We start from the raw sequence: 14669 nt of genomic DNA, 5'->3' as shown, positions 1-14669 counted from the left end.
TGACGGCTCTAAACTGCATTCATGCCAGTCCTGACTATTCGAGACGTGCCCGACGAGGAACTGCAGACGCTCAAGGTCCGGGCAGCCCAGGCCGGACAGAGCCTGCAGGCCTATGTGCGAGACCTCCTGGCCCGCGAGACCGCCAAGCCGACGCTGGCCGAGATGATGGAGCGCCTCGACCGTGAGGCGAGCGCTGACGTCAGCGCCAGTGATGTGCTCGGGACCATCGACGAGATGAGGGCCGGGCGGTGATCGTTGTCGACTGCTCGGCCCTGGTTCCCGCCCTGACCTCCGGCTCCGCCGATGCGCACCTCCTGCGCCTACGTATCGCCGAAGCGGGCACCCTCTTCGCCCCCACCCTCCTCGACTACGAGATCCAGTCCGCACTCCTGGGTCTGGAGCGCGGCGGCAAGCTGAACCACAGCCAGGTCACCAAGGCCGTCGGCGACTACCGGCAGATTCCCCTGACGCGCCACGAGACGCTGCCGTTCTTCGACCGCATCCGCACACTGCGCCAGAACCTGTCCGTGTACGACGCCCAATACGTGGCCCTGGCCGAGGTCCTGACCGCCCCGCTGATCACCTGCGACGCACGCATCGCCCGCAGCGGCGCGGCCAAGTGCCCGGTGGAGGTCTTCGGCGCCTGACGCAGGCCCTGCAGCCCGGATCTAGCCCCGCTCGCCCAGGAAGATCGGGTTCGTGAACGCCGCGAGGGGCCCCGGCAGGCCCGGCACCGTCGCCGGGTGCCGTACCTCGGCCCGTACGTACGAGGCGTACGCGGGCGTCGTCCGCCACTCCACGCTGCCCGATGCCGACGTGAGCAGCGTGCCCTGGTCCGTGACGAGGCGGAGCGTGCAGCCGGGTGCGCCCGAGACCTCCAGGCGGACCGTGACCGGGGCGTCGTGGTCGACCGCGAGGCGTTCGCCGATGCCCGCCCGACGGCCCCGGCCGCCCGCCGCCGAGAAGTCGAGGGAGACCGAGGCGGACTCGGCCACGTACGAGCGTCCGGCCCGCAGCCCCGCGAGGATCGCCGTGCGGCTCAACTCGTCGGCGAGGACCACGGTTTGGGGGCCGCCGATCCGGTCCGGGTCGCGGTGGGCGTCGCTGCTGCCCATCGCCGGGGTCCAGTGTCCGCCCCGGCCGGCCGCCTCGAGGCGCGAGTCCCAGTCGGCGAGGGACACCTCGTCGTCGGGCGTGTAGGGGCCGTTCCACACCTCCACCACGTCGGCCTCGCCGAAGCCGAACTTCCAGTTGCAGCCGATGCAGGTGGCGTGCGGGTGGGCGGGGACGACGAGGCCGCCGGCGCGGCGGATCTCGCGGGCGTAGTGGCCGAAGCGGTTGTCGCGGGCCCGGTAGCGCCAGTCGACGAACGTGCCCGGGTCCGTGCCGAGCGCCAGCACGTGGCCGTTGCGCGTGGTGACCTCCTCGCCGAGCAGGATCAGCAGGTCGTCACCCGCGTGCTCGGCCCAATGGGCGTGCGCGGCATGGGTGTTGTGCTCCGAGCTGTTGATGAAGTCCAGGCCTGCGGCGCGGGCCAGCGCGGCGATCTCGACGGGCGTGCGGCGGCCGTCGGAGTGCACGGAGTGCAGATGGCAGTCGCCCCGGTACCAGGCCCGGCCCCGCCCCGCCGCACGCTCCGGGGGATAGCTGGGCCTCGGGGCGGCGCCGGGCGCGCCGTACCGCAGCGTGACCGTGATCTCGTACGCGAGGCCCTCGGGCGCGACCGTGTACGGGCCGAGCGCGATGTGCCAGGTGCCGGGGCGGATGCGGCCGGGCAGATAGCCGGGCGTCGCGGCGTCGGCGCGGACGAAGAACTCGCTGCGGGCGCCGCCGGACCAGCCGCGGAAGCCCCGGCCGCCGAGGTCGGTTCCGCGCTCGTCGAAGAGGCCGATGTCGAGCGCGTTGCCCTGGGTGCCGGGCGGCACGGGCGGCTTGTCGTAGCGGTAGGAGACGTGTAACTCCCGTACGCCGTCCGGGACTTCGACGGGTACGTAGACATAGTCGGGGGAGCCGGTGGGCAGCGTGCCGCGCACGGTTCTCGTGTCGTCCCTGCCGGTGGCGCTCGCGAAGCTCACGCCGTTCAACGTAAGCGCGGTGGCGGCCGAGGTCACGAGCAGCGCGCGTCTGTGGATGTCGGTGCGGCGCGTCGTGGGCTGTTCGTCCTTGCGCATGGTGGCGGCTCCCCAGGGGCGGACGGTGCGAAGTGGCGTACGCAACCCTGGTATTGAGCCGTGAACGGACCGGCAAGGGAAGAGGGCGGTACGGGTACGGGCACCCGTACCGCCGGAGCGTCAGGAGTTGGCCTCGGCCTCCGCGCCCTGCGGGATGCTGTCCATGAACGAGCTGACGGAGAAGACGGCGCGGCCGGGCCCTGCCGGGCCGTATCCGGGCGGGGAGGTCAGGCCGTACTCCTCGAGCGTCGCGCGGTAGGTCTCCAGGAGCCGGATGTGGTACTCCAGCGGCGCGCCCTGGGGGTTGGCCTTGCCGAGCGGGGTGGTCGGCTCCGGGCACCAGGTGGTGAAGCGGGGGACGACACCCTGTGACATGAAGAAGCGAAGGCCTTCGTGGGTGGAGGCGATGGCCTCGTCCACGGTCTGGAAGCCGAACGGCTCGGCCATCTCGACACCCGCGACGAAGTTCGGGATCACGTTCCGCGCGCCGAACACGTCCCGCGAGTCCAGGATCCGCTTGTGCCACTCCTCGCGGCCGACGTAGCGCTCCTTGCCGGGGCAGTACAGCTCGAAGAGCCGCTTGTCCCAGACCTCGAAGTTCGGGTGGTAGATCTGGATGCCGTAGTCGTGGAAACGCTTGACGTCGTCCAGCGGCAGCGCCTGGGCGACGACCTTGCCGATCCAGCGGCGCGGGAAGGTCTCCTCGATGGCCTTGGCGTAGCTGCCGTAGAAGTCGGCCTCGTCCTTGCCGCCGACCTTCGAGGTGATGGAGCCGCCGGTCAGGGTGTACGCGGTGGAGGTCTTGGCGGTGTCGTACTTGTCGATGATCTCAAGCGCTTCGAGGATCTCGTCGGACGGCTTCACGCCCGTGTACGGCCGGCCGGCGGCCTTGTGCTGGCGCCAGTTGTGGTTGATGTCGCAGTACTGGCACTCCTCCTTGGCGCCGAAGTACTGGCACACCCGGAAGACGGTCAGGTAGATCAGGTACCCCCACTGGATCGTCGGGGCCACCTCCATCACGGACTTCCCGTTGGACAGCTTGTGCCGGTAGTACTCGGGCATCGGCGGAAGCCCGACGTCCGAGATCCGCTTCCCGTCGAGGTAGAGCCCGAGGGTGCCGTCCTCACCGCCCTTGACGCGGTACGGCGAGTCCGGGTTCACGCGCACCGAGACGACGGTGCGCCGCATGTCGTACTGCCCGCCGGTGAGGACGATCTCCTCCGGCGGCCGGTTCAGGGCGGCCTGGCCCAGCTCGGGCAGGGTGCGGTGGTCGAAGGAGAAGATGAAGTACGACTTCGGCTTCACGTCACCGCCGGACCCGTCGGCGCCTCCGGACAACGCGGACTCGTCGAAGGCCATGCCGCCCCGCAGCAGGTCTTCCTTGATCACGGCTTCCCGTGGCACATGCGGGAAGCGTTCCATGAGGTCTTCGACGAGTGCGGTGCGATTCGGCGTCTCCATGTCCTCATTGGACCAGAGTCGTCCAGTGGGGTTCGTTCAGGGGGCGGGCTTCTTACTTCCCCGTGATTATGTCGTCTGGGACATATAGTGTGGTGGCGTGACTCAGCTCTATGCGGTCGAGATCGAACCCGAGGTGCGGGATTGGCTGGAGGCGCTCCCTGCCCGCCACTTCCTCAAGATCGACGAGTACGTCGGTCTGCTGGCCGAGCATGCGACGACGCTGGGGGAGCCGTTCGCGCGGCACCTCGGGGACGGCGTGCGCGAGCTTCGCCCTACGCTCGACGGGGCCGCGATACGCATCACGTGCTGGCTGACACCGCACCGCACCGCCGTGCTGCTGACGGTGTTCCGCAAGACGCGCATGCGCGAAGATGCCGAGGTGGAGCGGGCGAAACGGGCTCAGAAGATCTGCGCGGCCGAGCACGGTCCAGCGCACGATGATTTTGTGAGAGTGATCGGGAAGGGAGAGGTCTGACATGGCACACAGTCGATGGAAGACACTGCGGGAGCGCCAGCTCGCCGAGAAGCTCGCGGAACCCGACGACGTGGCCGAGGCGCGCCACGAGATCAGGCTCTCGATGGCGCTGGCGCAGGCCGTATACGCGCGACGTACCGAACTGGGCCTGACGCAGACCGAACTCGCGGGGCGCTCCGGCCTGACGCAGGCGAAGATCTCCCGTATCGAGGGCTCCGACACCGTGCCAACCCTGCCTCTTTTGACGAAGCTGGCCCGCGCGCTGGACGCATCGCTCAACATCGCCCTCGACGGCGACAGCACCGAGGTCACGTTCACCGCGCACCAGCACGACGCGGCGTGAGAACGGCGGACCGGCCCGGGCTGGGGATGGGGGTTGCTGGCTCTGGACGACGCCTGTGAGCACGCGTCGCGGCCCATGGCGGCCTCCCCTGCGATCCGTAGCACCCTGAACACGCACGGTGTGCAACCCCACCGGCCCGTACGGGCGTTGAATAAACACGCGCACCCCGCTCGTATCCTCGGGGGATGACGGATCAGCAGGCAGCCCCGAGTCCGCAGCCGCCCACCGCCAACTCCATGCGGCGAGCCCTCAAGCGGGCCCGGGACGGGGTCGCGATCGATGTGGCCGAGGCCGCCGTGCTGTTGCAGGCGCGGGGGGATGACCTGGAGGATCTCGCCGCCTCCGCAGCCCGCGTGCGCGACGCGGGCCTGGAAGCAGCGGGCCGCGCCGGAGTGCTGACGTACTCGAAGAGCATCTTCGTCCCGCTCACCCGACTCTGCCGGGACCGCTGCCACTACTGCACGTTCGCGACCGTCCCCGGCAAGCTGCGCCGCGCCGGGCACGGGATGTTCATGTCGCCGGACGAGGTGCTCGACCTCGCCCGACGCGGAGCCGAACTCGGCTGCAAGGAAGCCCTCATCACGCTCGGCGACAAGCCCGAGGACCGCTGGCCCGAGGCCCGCGAGTGGCTGGACGCGCACGGCTACGACGACACCATCGCGTACGTACGGGCCATCTCGATCCGGATTCTCGAAGAGACCGGGCTGCTGCCGCACCTCAACCCGGGCGTCATGTCCTGGACCGACTTCCAGCGGCTCAAGCCGGTGTCCCCGTCGATGGGGCTGATGCTGGAGACGACCGCCGAGCGGCTGTGGAGCGAGCCCGGTGGGCCGCACCACGGGTCGCCCGACAAGGCTCCGGCCGTACGGCTGCGGCATCTTGAGGACGCGGGGCGCAGCTCCGTGCCGCTGACGAGCGGGCTGCTGCTCGGCATCGGGGAGACCCCGCAGGAGCGCGCCGAGTCGCTGTTCGCGCTGCGCCGTATCTCCCGTGCGTACCACGGCATCCAGGAGCTGATCCTGCAGAACTTCCGCGCCAAGCCGGACACGGCGATGCGGGGCATGCCGGACGCCGAGCTGGACGACCTGGTCGCGACCGTCGCCGTCGCGCGGCACATCATGGGGCCGTCCGGCTGCCTCCAGGCGCCGCCCAACCTCGTGGACGACGAATTCGCGCGGCTCATCGCGGCCGGGGTCGACGACTGGGGCGGCGTCTCGCCCATCACGCCCGACCACGTCAACCCCGAGCGGCCCTGGCCCCAGATCGAGGAACTCGCCGCGAAATCCGCCGAGTCGGGCTTCCGGCTCGAAGAACGGCTCGCCGTCTACCCCGAGTTCATCCAGCGCGGCGAGCCCTGGATCGACCCGCGCGTCCTGCCGCACGTACGCGCCCTCGCCGACCCCGAGACCGGCCTCGCGAACCCGGACGCCGAGGTGCGCGGGCTGCCCTGGCAGGAGCCCGAGGACAGCTTCGTCCCCTCCGGCCGCACCGACCTGCACCGCACCATCGACACCGACGGCCGTACGTCGGACCGGCGCGACGACTTCGACGAGGTGTACGGCGACTGGGAGTCCCTGCGCGAACAGGCCGCGCCCGGGATGGTGCCCTCCCGCATCGACACCGACGTACGGGCGGCCCTGCGCGTCGCCGCCGACGACCCGACCCGGCTCACCGACGACGAGGCGCTCGCCCTGCTGCACGCGGACGGGCCCGCGCTCGACGCGCTGTGCCAAGTGGCCGACGACGTACGGAAGTCGGTGGTCGGCGAGGACGTCACGTACATCGTCACGCGGAACATCAACTTCACCAACGTCTGCTACACGGGCTGCCGCTTCTGCGCCTTCGCCCAGCGCCGCACCGACGCCGACGCGTACACGCTCTCCCTCGACCAGGTCGCCGACCGTGCGCAGCAGGCCTGGGACGTGGGGGCGGTGGAGGTCTGCATGCAGGGCGGCATCCACCCGGACCTTCCGGGCACGGCCTACTTCGACATCGCGCGGGCCGTGAAGGAACGCGTCCCCGGCATGCACGTGCACGCCTTCTCGCCGATGGAGGTCGTCAACGGCGCCACCAGGACCGGCTTGAGCATCCGGGACTGGCTTCAGCACGCCAAGGAGGCCGGCCTCGACTCCATCCCGGGCACGGCCGCCGAGATCCTCGACGACGAGGTCCGCTGGGTGCTGACCAAGGGCAAGCTGCCGACGGCGACGTGGATCGAGGTCGTCCGCACCGCGCACGAGCTGGGCATCCGGTCCTCGTCCACGATGATGTACGGGCATGTGGACCAGCCCCGGCACTGGCTCGGGCACCTGCGCACGCTGGCCAGCATCCAGCAGGCTGCATTGTCTCAAAACGTGGGAGGCTTCACGGAGTTCGTGACCTTGCCGTTCATCCACACCAACGCGCCGGTGTACCTGGCCGGGATCGCCCGGCCGGGCCCGTCGACGCGCGACAACCGCGCCGTCACGGCCATGGCCCGGCTGCTGCTGCACCCGCACATCCCGAACATCCAGACCAGCTGGGTCAAGCTCGGCACCGAGGGCGCCGCGGAGATGCTCCGCTCCGGCGCCAACGACCTGGGCGGCACGCTGATGGAGGAGACCATCTCCCGGATGGCGGGCTCCAGTTACGGCTCGTACCGCTCCATCGAAGACCTCGTCGCCATCGCGGACGCCGCGGGGCGCCCGGCGAAGCCGCGTACGACGCTGTACGGCGAGGTGCCGGAGGAACGGCAGCGGGTCGCGGCGGCATCGGACGGCCACTTGCCGCAGCTGCTGCCGGTGGTGGAAGGGGACTAGGCCCCTTCCCGGGCCCCCGTTTTCGCCGGTGCGGGCTGTTTTCTCCCCTCCCCGCCCCTTCCCGAAAGCCTGCGGCGCTTCGGGGGCCAGCCCCCGGACCCCCGCTCCTCAATCGCCGGAGGGGCTGAATTTTCAGCCCCTCCGGCAATTGAGGAGATTCGGGAAGGGGCGGGGAGGGGAAGGAAGCGCGCCCCGAACCGACCGTCCCCGTTCGATTACAGTGCTGCGAAGTCGTGGAAGGAGGCGTGGTGAGCGCAGGTGTGACAGCGGTCTGGGGCCGTGCCGAACAGCAGGACTTCCGCAGCCGCGTACGGGGCTCACTCCTCGGCGCGGCCCTCGGGGACGCACTCGGCGCCCCCGTGACCCGCCTCGACCTGGAGGCGATCCGCACCGAGCACGGCGCGGAGGGCCTCGCGGACCTGGCCCCCGCGTACGGCCGTCGAGGCACCGTCACCGCGGCCACGCAGCTCGCCCTGTTCACCGTGGACGGACTGATCCGCGCCCAGGTCCGCCGGGACACCGGCGCCTGGCACCCGCCCACCGACATCCACCGCGCCCACCGCCGCTGGGCCGTCACGCAGACCGAGTGGGGCCCCGACGAGCGCCGCGAGGAGGACGGCTGGCTGGCCCGCGAGGAGTGGCTGTACGCCCGCCGCGACCCGGCCCGTGCCTGCCTCACCGGCTTCGCCGACGACACGATGGGCACCCTGGAGACCCCGCGCAACCCCACCGAGCGCGGCCCCGAGGCGGTCACGCGGTCCGCGCCGTTCGGGCTGCTCGTCGGCTGGGAGCCGCAGCTCGTCCTGCAGCTGGCCGTGGAGTGCGCCGCGCAGACGCACGGCCACCCCTCGGCTTATCTGGCGGCGGGCGCGCACGCGGTGATCGTGCACGCCCTGGCCCGGGGCGAGTCCCTCGACGGGGCGGTGCAGCGGGCGCTGGCCCTGCTCGCCACCCGGCCGGGGCACCAGCCCGTCACGGACGCGCTCAAGCAGGCGCTCGGCGCGGTCCGGCAGGGCATGCCGAGTCCGGCCCGGGTCGAGTCCCTCGCCGAGGAGGGCACGGGGGACGCGGTGCTCGGGGCGGCGGTGTACTGCGCGACGGTCTGCGAGGACATCCGGCACGGACTGCGGCTCGCCGTGAACCAGGGCGGCGACTCCTCGTCGGTGGCGTGCCTGACCGGTGCGATGCTCGGCGCCCTGCACGGCGAGACGGCGCTCCCGCCCGGCTGGGTGGCCGAGTTGGAGGGCCGTTCGACGATGCTGGAGCTGGCGGACGACTTCGCGATGGAGATGACGCAGGGGCCCGCGCTGCACGGCCCTGCCGGGTCGTCGCCGGGGTGGCTGGCGCGGTACCCGCGCTCGTAGGCGTTCGGTGGCGCCGCCTCAGCGGTTCGGTGACCGTCGTACGGACAGGACCGCGACGTCGTCGTGCTGGTCCCCCTCTCCGGCGAAGGTGCGCGCGTCGTCGTAGAGCGCGCGCGGCAGCTCGGTGGCCGGCAGCGACACCCGCCGGGTGAGGCTTTCGTCGAGAGGGTAGAACGCGCCGTCGGCGGCACGCGTCTCGGTCAGACCATCCGTGGTCAGCAACAGTGTCGCGCCGGGCGGGAAGGCGAACCAGTCGACCGTCGCGGGTTCGGCGGCGAGTTCGGCCAGGCCGAGGGGCACGCCGAAGGTGAGGTCCGGAGTGCTGACGGCGGTGTCGTGCAGTACCTGCGGCAGGACGTGACCGCAGTTGATGGCCTGCACCTCCGCGTTCGCGTCGACGCTGATGATGAGTGCGGTGACGAACCGTTCGTCGTCGCCGGTCTGCGCGGCGTAGGAGTTGTGCCGTACGACGGAAGCGTCCAGGGCGTCGACGAGCGCGGTCAGGGTGGGCTCCCGGTGAGCCGTCGCACGAAAGGCGCCGATCACGGCGAAAGCCGCCCCGACCGCAGGCAGGCCCTTGCCCTGGACGTCGCCGATGAGCAACCGGGTTCCCCACGGTGAGTCGACGACGTCGTAGATGTCACCGCCGACGAGCCGGTCCTCCTGTACGGGTTCGTACACCCCGTCGACCAGGACATCGTCGGTGAGCAGGGGCAGCGGGCGCAGGATGTGGCGCTGCATCGCCGCAGCGGTCGAGCGCAGCCGCAGCATCTCCCGCTCGTGGCCGATGCGGCGGTGGCAAGCGTAGACGGAGGCCGCGCCCAGGACGAGCGTGAGCAGAATCATCAGCATCCTGTCGAGCCACGGCCACCCGTCCCCCAGCCGGAGCAGCATGGTGGCGATGACGACGAACCCGGTCCAGGCGAACACGAACTTCGTCTGGCGGACGGTGCACAGTGCGGACGCCGCTCCGGGCAGGAACACGAGAAGCCCGAGCAGCCACACCGGGGACTCCGACAGGGCCCCCAGGACCATCACCAGGAGCGTCACCGATGCGACCACGACCACGACTTCGGCTCCGCTCGGTGGCTTGATGACCTCGATCGGACGGGCCGACCTCTGCGGACGCTTACGGAACACGGGACCTCCCGGGCGGATGGAGCATTTCCCCCATACCGTAGGCAGGCTCGACACCAACCGGCCTCGCCCCGCCGGACAGTGCCCCCGCCCGGGCAGGCGGCCCTCTCCTCAGGCACGTCGTTCGCCCTGTCAGGGGGGATAGGGTTCCGTCGAGCCGTATCCACTTGATCCACTCGATCCGCCCGCGCTCCGGCGACGGGCACCGGGACGGCGGTCTGCCCGAGGGGACAAGGATGCTGCAGGCACTGGGACTTGGCCCGGACGAAGAGGCCGTCTACAACGCTCTGCTGCCGCGGCCGTCGGCCTCCGCGCAGGATCTCGCACGGCAGGCCGGACTGGAGCAGGGCGAGACCATCCGCATCCTGCGCGAGCTGGCCGCGCGCGGCCTGGTCCTGGTCACCCCCGAGACCGACTGCGCTGCCTCCGCCCCGGTCCGCTGCGGAGCCGACGGACCCGCCACCCGCTACCGGCTGTCGCCACCCTCCGTCGCCCTGGCCCCGCTCCTCGTCGAGCAGCGCAACGCACTGCACCGGGCCGAGACCGCGTTCGCGATGCTGACCGAGCAGTACCGCAGTACCGCCGCGCACCCCGCGGGCAGTGTCGTGGAGGTGGTCGTCGGCGTGGAGCAGGTCGCGCACCGGTTCCACCAGTTGCAGCGCGGCGCCCGGCGGGAGTTGCTCACCTTTCTCGTGGGCGCGCCCACCGCGGTGCCGCGTGAGGACACCGACGTGGTGGAGCACGCCGCCCTTGACCGCGGGGTGGACTTCCGGGTCGTGGCCACGCGGGACTATCTCGACGGTCATGAGGTGGCGCAGGACATCCGGGCGGCCATCGCGGCAGGGATGGAACTCCGCCTGGTCGAGGCCCTGCCGCTGAAGCTGGTCGTGGCGGACCGGGAGAGCGCCATGGTGCCGCTGGACGTGGCCGACTCCGGTGACGAGCCGAGCGCCATCGTGGTGCACCGCAGCGGTCTGCTCACGGCCCTGGTCCATCTCTTCGAGCAGGAGTGGGCTCAGGCCCGGCCGCTGTACGACACCGCCACGGGCGTGCGGGTGCGGGCTGAGGCGGACCAGTGGCCGACGGTGGGGGAACGTGAGGTCCTCGCCCTGCTCCTCGCGGGGTTCTCCGACCGCAGGGCGGCGTCCCAACTCGGTGTCTCCATACGCACCGTCGAGCGCCGGACCCGGCGCCTGATGGACCTCGCCGGAGTGGATTCACGCCTGCAGCTCGGGTGGTACGCCGCCCGCGCAGGGTGGCTGTGACCGCTCCTTCTCCCGGCAGCGCAAAGGGAGTTGGCATTCCCGCGCCTCCGTGAGCACCGTCTCCGCGCGCCCCTGTGACGGAAACCCGACATGCGGGCTACCCGTCACGCGCGGGCATCCCTACGCCCCGTGCACCTCTGCCAGGCTGCAGCCGCACCACAGGCATTGATGGCGCCAAGTAGGTCAAGTAGGTCAAGTAGGGAGACGCATGCGCCCCATATCGCGCATGGCCATGGGTGCGGCGACCGCCGCGGCCCTGGCCTTCACCGCGGTCACGCCGTCCGGAGCGGCTGACCCGCCGCAGAGCGGCTCGGCCAAGAAGAGACCCGTCGTCGGCAGCGAGGCCGCGAAGACCCGCGCCCGGCAGGCGACGGTCACGCTCGTCACCGGCGACAAGGTCCTCGTGACCACGGACAAGTCGGGCCGCAGCTCGGCGGCCGTGCTGCCCCGCAAGGACGGAACGCAGCCGATGTTCCGCACCTTCCAGTCGGGCAAGGACCTCTACGTCTACCCCGAGGGTGCGACGAAGGCCGTCGCCGACGACAGAGTCGACGCGGAGCTGTTCAACGTCACCGGGCTGATCCGCCAGGGATACGACGACGCGCACACCGACGCACTGCCGCTGATCGCCACGTACGGGAAGGGCGTCGACGTAGCCAAGAGCGCTCCGGAGACCCCCCGCGGCGCCAAGCGGAGCCTGCTCCTCCCCGCGGTGCGCGGTGTCGCGCTCAAGGCGGACAAGGACACCGCCGGTGCCTTCTGGCGGGAGGTCACCGGGTCCGGCGCCCGCTCCGCCGACACCCCCAAGAAGCTGTGGCTGGACGGCAAGGTCAAGGCCACCCTCGACCGGTCCACGAAGCAGGTCCACGCACCGGAGGCCTGGGAGGCGGGCTACGACGGCAAGAACACCAAGGTCGCCGTCCTCGACACGGGCGCGGACGCCGAACACCCGGACCTGAAGGGCCGGGTCGCCACCTCGAAGAACTTCACGGACTCCACGAACAGCGACGACCAGGTGGGCCACGGAACGCACACCGCCTCCACGGTCGGCGGGTCCGGGGCCGCAAGTGACGGCCGCATGAAGGGAGTTGCGCCCGGTACCTCCCTGCTCGTCGGGAAGGTCCTCAACGACAGCGGGTACGGGCAGGACTCCTGGGTCATCGCCGGCATGCAGTGGGCCGTCGACCAGAAGGCCGACGTCGTCTCCATGAGTCTGGGCAGTTCGGCGATCGGCGACTGCACCGACCCGGTGGCACAGGCCGCGCAGCAGCTCGCGCAGGAAAGCCTGTTCGTCGTCGCGGCGGGCAACACGGGGCCGAGCACCGAGACCGTGTCCTCGCCCGGGTGCGTGTCCGACGTGCTCACCGTCGGCGCCGTGGACCGGGACGACAGCACCGCCCCGTTCTCCAGCCGCGGCCCGGTCGCCGTCACCCACACCCTCAAGCCGGAGATCGCCGCCCCCGGCGTCGGCATCTCGGCGGCGAGCGCGGGCGGCCGCGGCGTCTACGCGTACCGCTCGATGTCCGGTACGTCGATGGCGACCCCGCATGTCGCGGGCGCAGCGGCCCTCGTCCGCCAGGCCCACCCGGACTGGAGCCCGCAGCAGATCAAGGCCGCGCTCGTCTCCTCGGCCCGCACCGGCGGCGAGGTGGCGGGGGCCGACCAGACCGGCGGCGGCGTCCTCGACGCGTTCGCGGCGGTGGAGCAGCAGGTGCTCGCCGCGCCCGCCGTGCAGGGCGGCAGCTACGACTGGCCGCAGAGCGCGTCGGACCGCACCACCGTGAAGGTGCCCTTCACCAACACCAGTGACCGCGAGCTGACCTTGAACCTGGCGGTCAGCGGCGTACACGGCAATGACGGCAGCACGGTCCGCTCCGCCGTCATCGAACCGGAGCGGCGCAAGGTGACGATCCCCGCGGGTGCCACCGCCCAGGTGCCGGTCCGCATCGATCCCACCGCCCGGCTCAAGGACTCCCAGTACGGCGCGGTCACCGGCCGGATCCTCGCCACCGGCGGCGACGTGCACGTCTCCGTGCCGGTCACGCTCTACGTCCAGCCGGAGACGGTCACCCTCAAGGTCAAGGCCCTGGACCGCAACGGCAAGCCCGCGACCGGCGCCTCGTCCCTGGACCTCGCCAGTCTGGACGCCGACAAGGGGGACCGGCGCGGAAACTCCGGGGCGCCCGAGCAGACGTACCGGGTCCGTCCGGGCACCTACTCGCTGAGCGGATTCGTGGCGACGCACGACGCCGACGGAGCCCCCGAATCGATGACCTACCTCGCACGGCCGCAGCTTCAGATCACCCGGGACACGACCGTCGTCCTCGACGCCCGCAAGGCCCACCGGCTGAGCCTGGACACCGAACGCCCGGCGGGCATCCAGAACACCACGTTCAGCTACGCCCGCACCTGGGACGACACCTGGCTGATGTCCGGCTCGCTCACCGCGGACGACACCGTCCAGAAGTTCTACGCGGACATCGACGGGCGCACCACGAGCGGCACCTTCGAGTTCCGGCCCACCTGGCGTGCCGTCGGCTCCGAGGAGGGCGCGTCGTACGTCTACAACCTGACGTTCCCGACCGCGGGACCGCTCGGCGCCGACCAGGTGTACCGGCCCAAGGACTCCCGCCTCGCGCGGGTCGACGAGACCTGGAACGCGCTGGGCAAGGAGGGCGATTACGTCGATGCCCTGTTCGTCCGCCCCACCGAGAGCGGCGACTACGTTCCCGTGAGCGGGTTCGGCGCGGTGCATGTGCCCACGACCCGTACCGCCTACTACACGACCGGCGACGACTCCTGGTACCACGGCGCGATGACCAGCTTCCCGTTCGCCGCGTTCATGGGCGACCAGGAGCGCACCTACCGGGCCGGGCAGCGCGGCACCGAGGAGTGGTACCGCGGCCCGCTGCGGCCCGCCGCCGAACGCACCCCGGACGGCGAGCGCGCGCTGGCCGGTGAGCGTCAGGGCGACCGGATCGGCGTCCAGACCGCGCTCTGGCTCGACGGGTCCGGCGATCACTGGTCGCCCGGCGGATCGTTCGGCGACCTCGGCAACCTCGTGCTGAAGCGCGACGGCGAGCAGATCGGCCGCAGCGTCGTCCCCTACGGCGTGTTCGACGTGCCGGACGAGGACTCCGCCTACGAGCTCACCCAGAACCTGCAGAAGATCCCGAGCTCGGACCGGAACTGGCTGCGCTCCACCGCCGTCACCACGTCCTGGTCCTTCCGCTCGCACCGGGAGCCCGACGTCTTCTCACGCGGTCTGCCGCTCCTCTTCCCGGGGTACGACGTGCCGGTGGACGGCATGAACACCCTTCCCGCGCAGAAGGACGTGAAGGTCGGCCTGTCGGTCGACGGCCATGCCGGATACACCCCGGCGGCGATCACGGAGGCCGCGCTGTCCTACTCGTACGACGGCGGGACCACCTGGACCAAGGCTCCGGTCGAGCGGCAAGACGGCCGTTGGACAGCCACCCTCGACCACACCGGCGCCTCCGGCAAGCAGGTCGCCCTGAAGGCGACGTTCACCGACGCCAACCACAATGCGGTCACCCAGACCATCACCCGCGCCTACGACGTCCGGTAAGCGCAGCGTTCCTCCGGCCGGGCGGCCTCTCTCCTGAGGCCGCCCGGCCCTCGGCCGTCCCGCGCA

Annotated in this window: 11 protein-coding genes; 8 read left to right on the top strand and 3 right to left on the bottom strand. The window is 71.2% G+C overall.

Translation table 11 applies throughout. The annotated features are described in order from the left end of the window. Positions 1–21: 21 nt before the first annotated feature. Positions 22–252 (top strand): antitoxin, encoded by a 231-nt coding sequence (locus RCO28_RS18965; RefSeq protein ID WP_308942335.1) that lies wholly within the window; start codon positions 22–24, stop codon positions 250–252. Next, on the top strand, positions 249–647 hold the full coding sequence (locus RCO28_RS18960; protein ID WP_308942334.1) for a type II toxin-antitoxin system VapC family toxin: 399 nt from the start codon (positions 249–251) through the stop codon (positions 645–647). The genes RCO28_RS18965 and RCO28_RS18960 overlap by 4 nt, the downstream gene beginning before the upstream one ends. A gap of 21 nt (positions 648–668) precedes the next feature. Here the strand turns inward: RCO28_RS18960 and RCO28_RS18955 are convergent, their stop codons facing one another. Further along, complete coding sequence (locus RCO28_RS18955; protein WP_308942333.1) at positions 669–2171, bottom strand: CehA/McbA family metallohydrolase; 1503 nt, start codon at positions 2169–2171, stop codon at positions 669–671. A gap of 120 nt (positions 2172–2291) precedes the next feature. Then, positions 2292–3632: a radical SAM protein gene (locus tag RCO28_RS18950; RefSeq protein WP_308942332.1), complete on the bottom strand. Its 1341-nt coding sequence runs from the start codon at positions 3630–3632 to the stop codon at positions 2292–2294. A gap of 97 nt (positions 3633–3729) precedes the next feature. Here RCO28_RS18950 and RCO28_RS18945 point away from each other — a divergent pair, with 97 nt between their 5' ends. The 4 genes from RCO28_RS18945 to RCO28_RS18930 all read left to right on the top strand — a co-directional run bounded on the left by RCO28_RS18945 (position 3730) and on the right by RCO28_RS18930 (position 8612). Beyond that, positions 3730–4107 carry a type II toxin-antitoxin system RelE/ParE family toxin gene (locus RCO28_RS18945; protein WP_308942331.1) on the top strand — a complete coding sequence of 126 codons (378 nt, stop codon included), beginning with the start codon at positions 3730–3732 and terminating at the stop codon, positions 4105–4107. 1 nt (position 4108) lies between these two features. Next, positions 4109–4450 carry a helix-turn-helix domain-containing protein gene (locus RCO28_RS18940; protein WP_308942330.1) on the top strand — a complete coding sequence of 114 codons (342 nt, stop codon included), beginning with the start codon at positions 4109–4111 and terminating at the stop codon, positions 4448–4450. Positions 4451–4635: 185 nt separating this feature from the next. After that, positions 4636–7248 (top strand): bifunctional FO biosynthesis protein CofGH, encoded by a 2613-nt coding sequence (locus tag RCO28_RS18935; protein ID WP_308942329.1) that lies wholly within the window; start codon positions 4636–4638, stop codon positions 7246–7248. 248 nt (positions 7249–7496) lie between these two features. Continuing rightward, positions 7497–8612 (top strand): ADP-ribosylglycohydrolase family protein, encoded by a 1116-nt coding sequence (locus tag RCO28_RS18930; RefSeq protein ID WP_308942328.1) that lies wholly within the window; start codon positions 7497–7499, stop codon positions 8610–8612. Between the two features lie 18 nt (positions 8613–8630). On the opposite strand, the gene RCO28_RS18925 is transcribed toward RCO28_RS18930, so the two are convergent. Further along, positions 8631–9752, bottom strand: a complete 1122-nt coding sequence (locus RCO28_RS18925; protein WP_308942327.1) for a PP2C family protein-serine/threonine phosphatase — start codon at positions 9750–9752, stop codon at positions 8631–8633. Positions 9753–9985: 233 nt separating this feature from the next. On the opposite strand from RCO28_RS18925, the gene RCO28_RS18920 reads away from it, so the two are divergent. Both RCO28_RS18920 and RCO28_RS18915 read left to right on the top strand, forming a co-directional pair. Then, on the top strand, positions 9986–11014 hold the full coding sequence (locus RCO28_RS18920) for a helix-turn-helix domain-containing protein (protein WP_308942326.1): 1029 nt from the start codon (positions 9986–9988) through the stop codon (positions 11012–11014). A gap of 208 nt (positions 11015–11222) precedes the next feature. Next, entirely contained in the window at positions 11223–14603 is a 3381-nt protein-coding gene (locus RCO28_RS18915) for a S8 family serine peptidase (protein WP_308942325.1), read from the top strand. The last annotated feature ends 66 nt before the right edge of the window (positions 14604–14669 follow it).

The sequence above is a fragment of the Streptomyces sp. LHD-70 genome, assembly GCF_031157275.1.
GTDB lineage: Bacteria > Actinomycetota > Actinomycetes > Streptomycetales > Streptomycetaceae > Streptomyces.
This window is presented reverse-complemented; position numbering and strand designations above follow the sequence as displayed.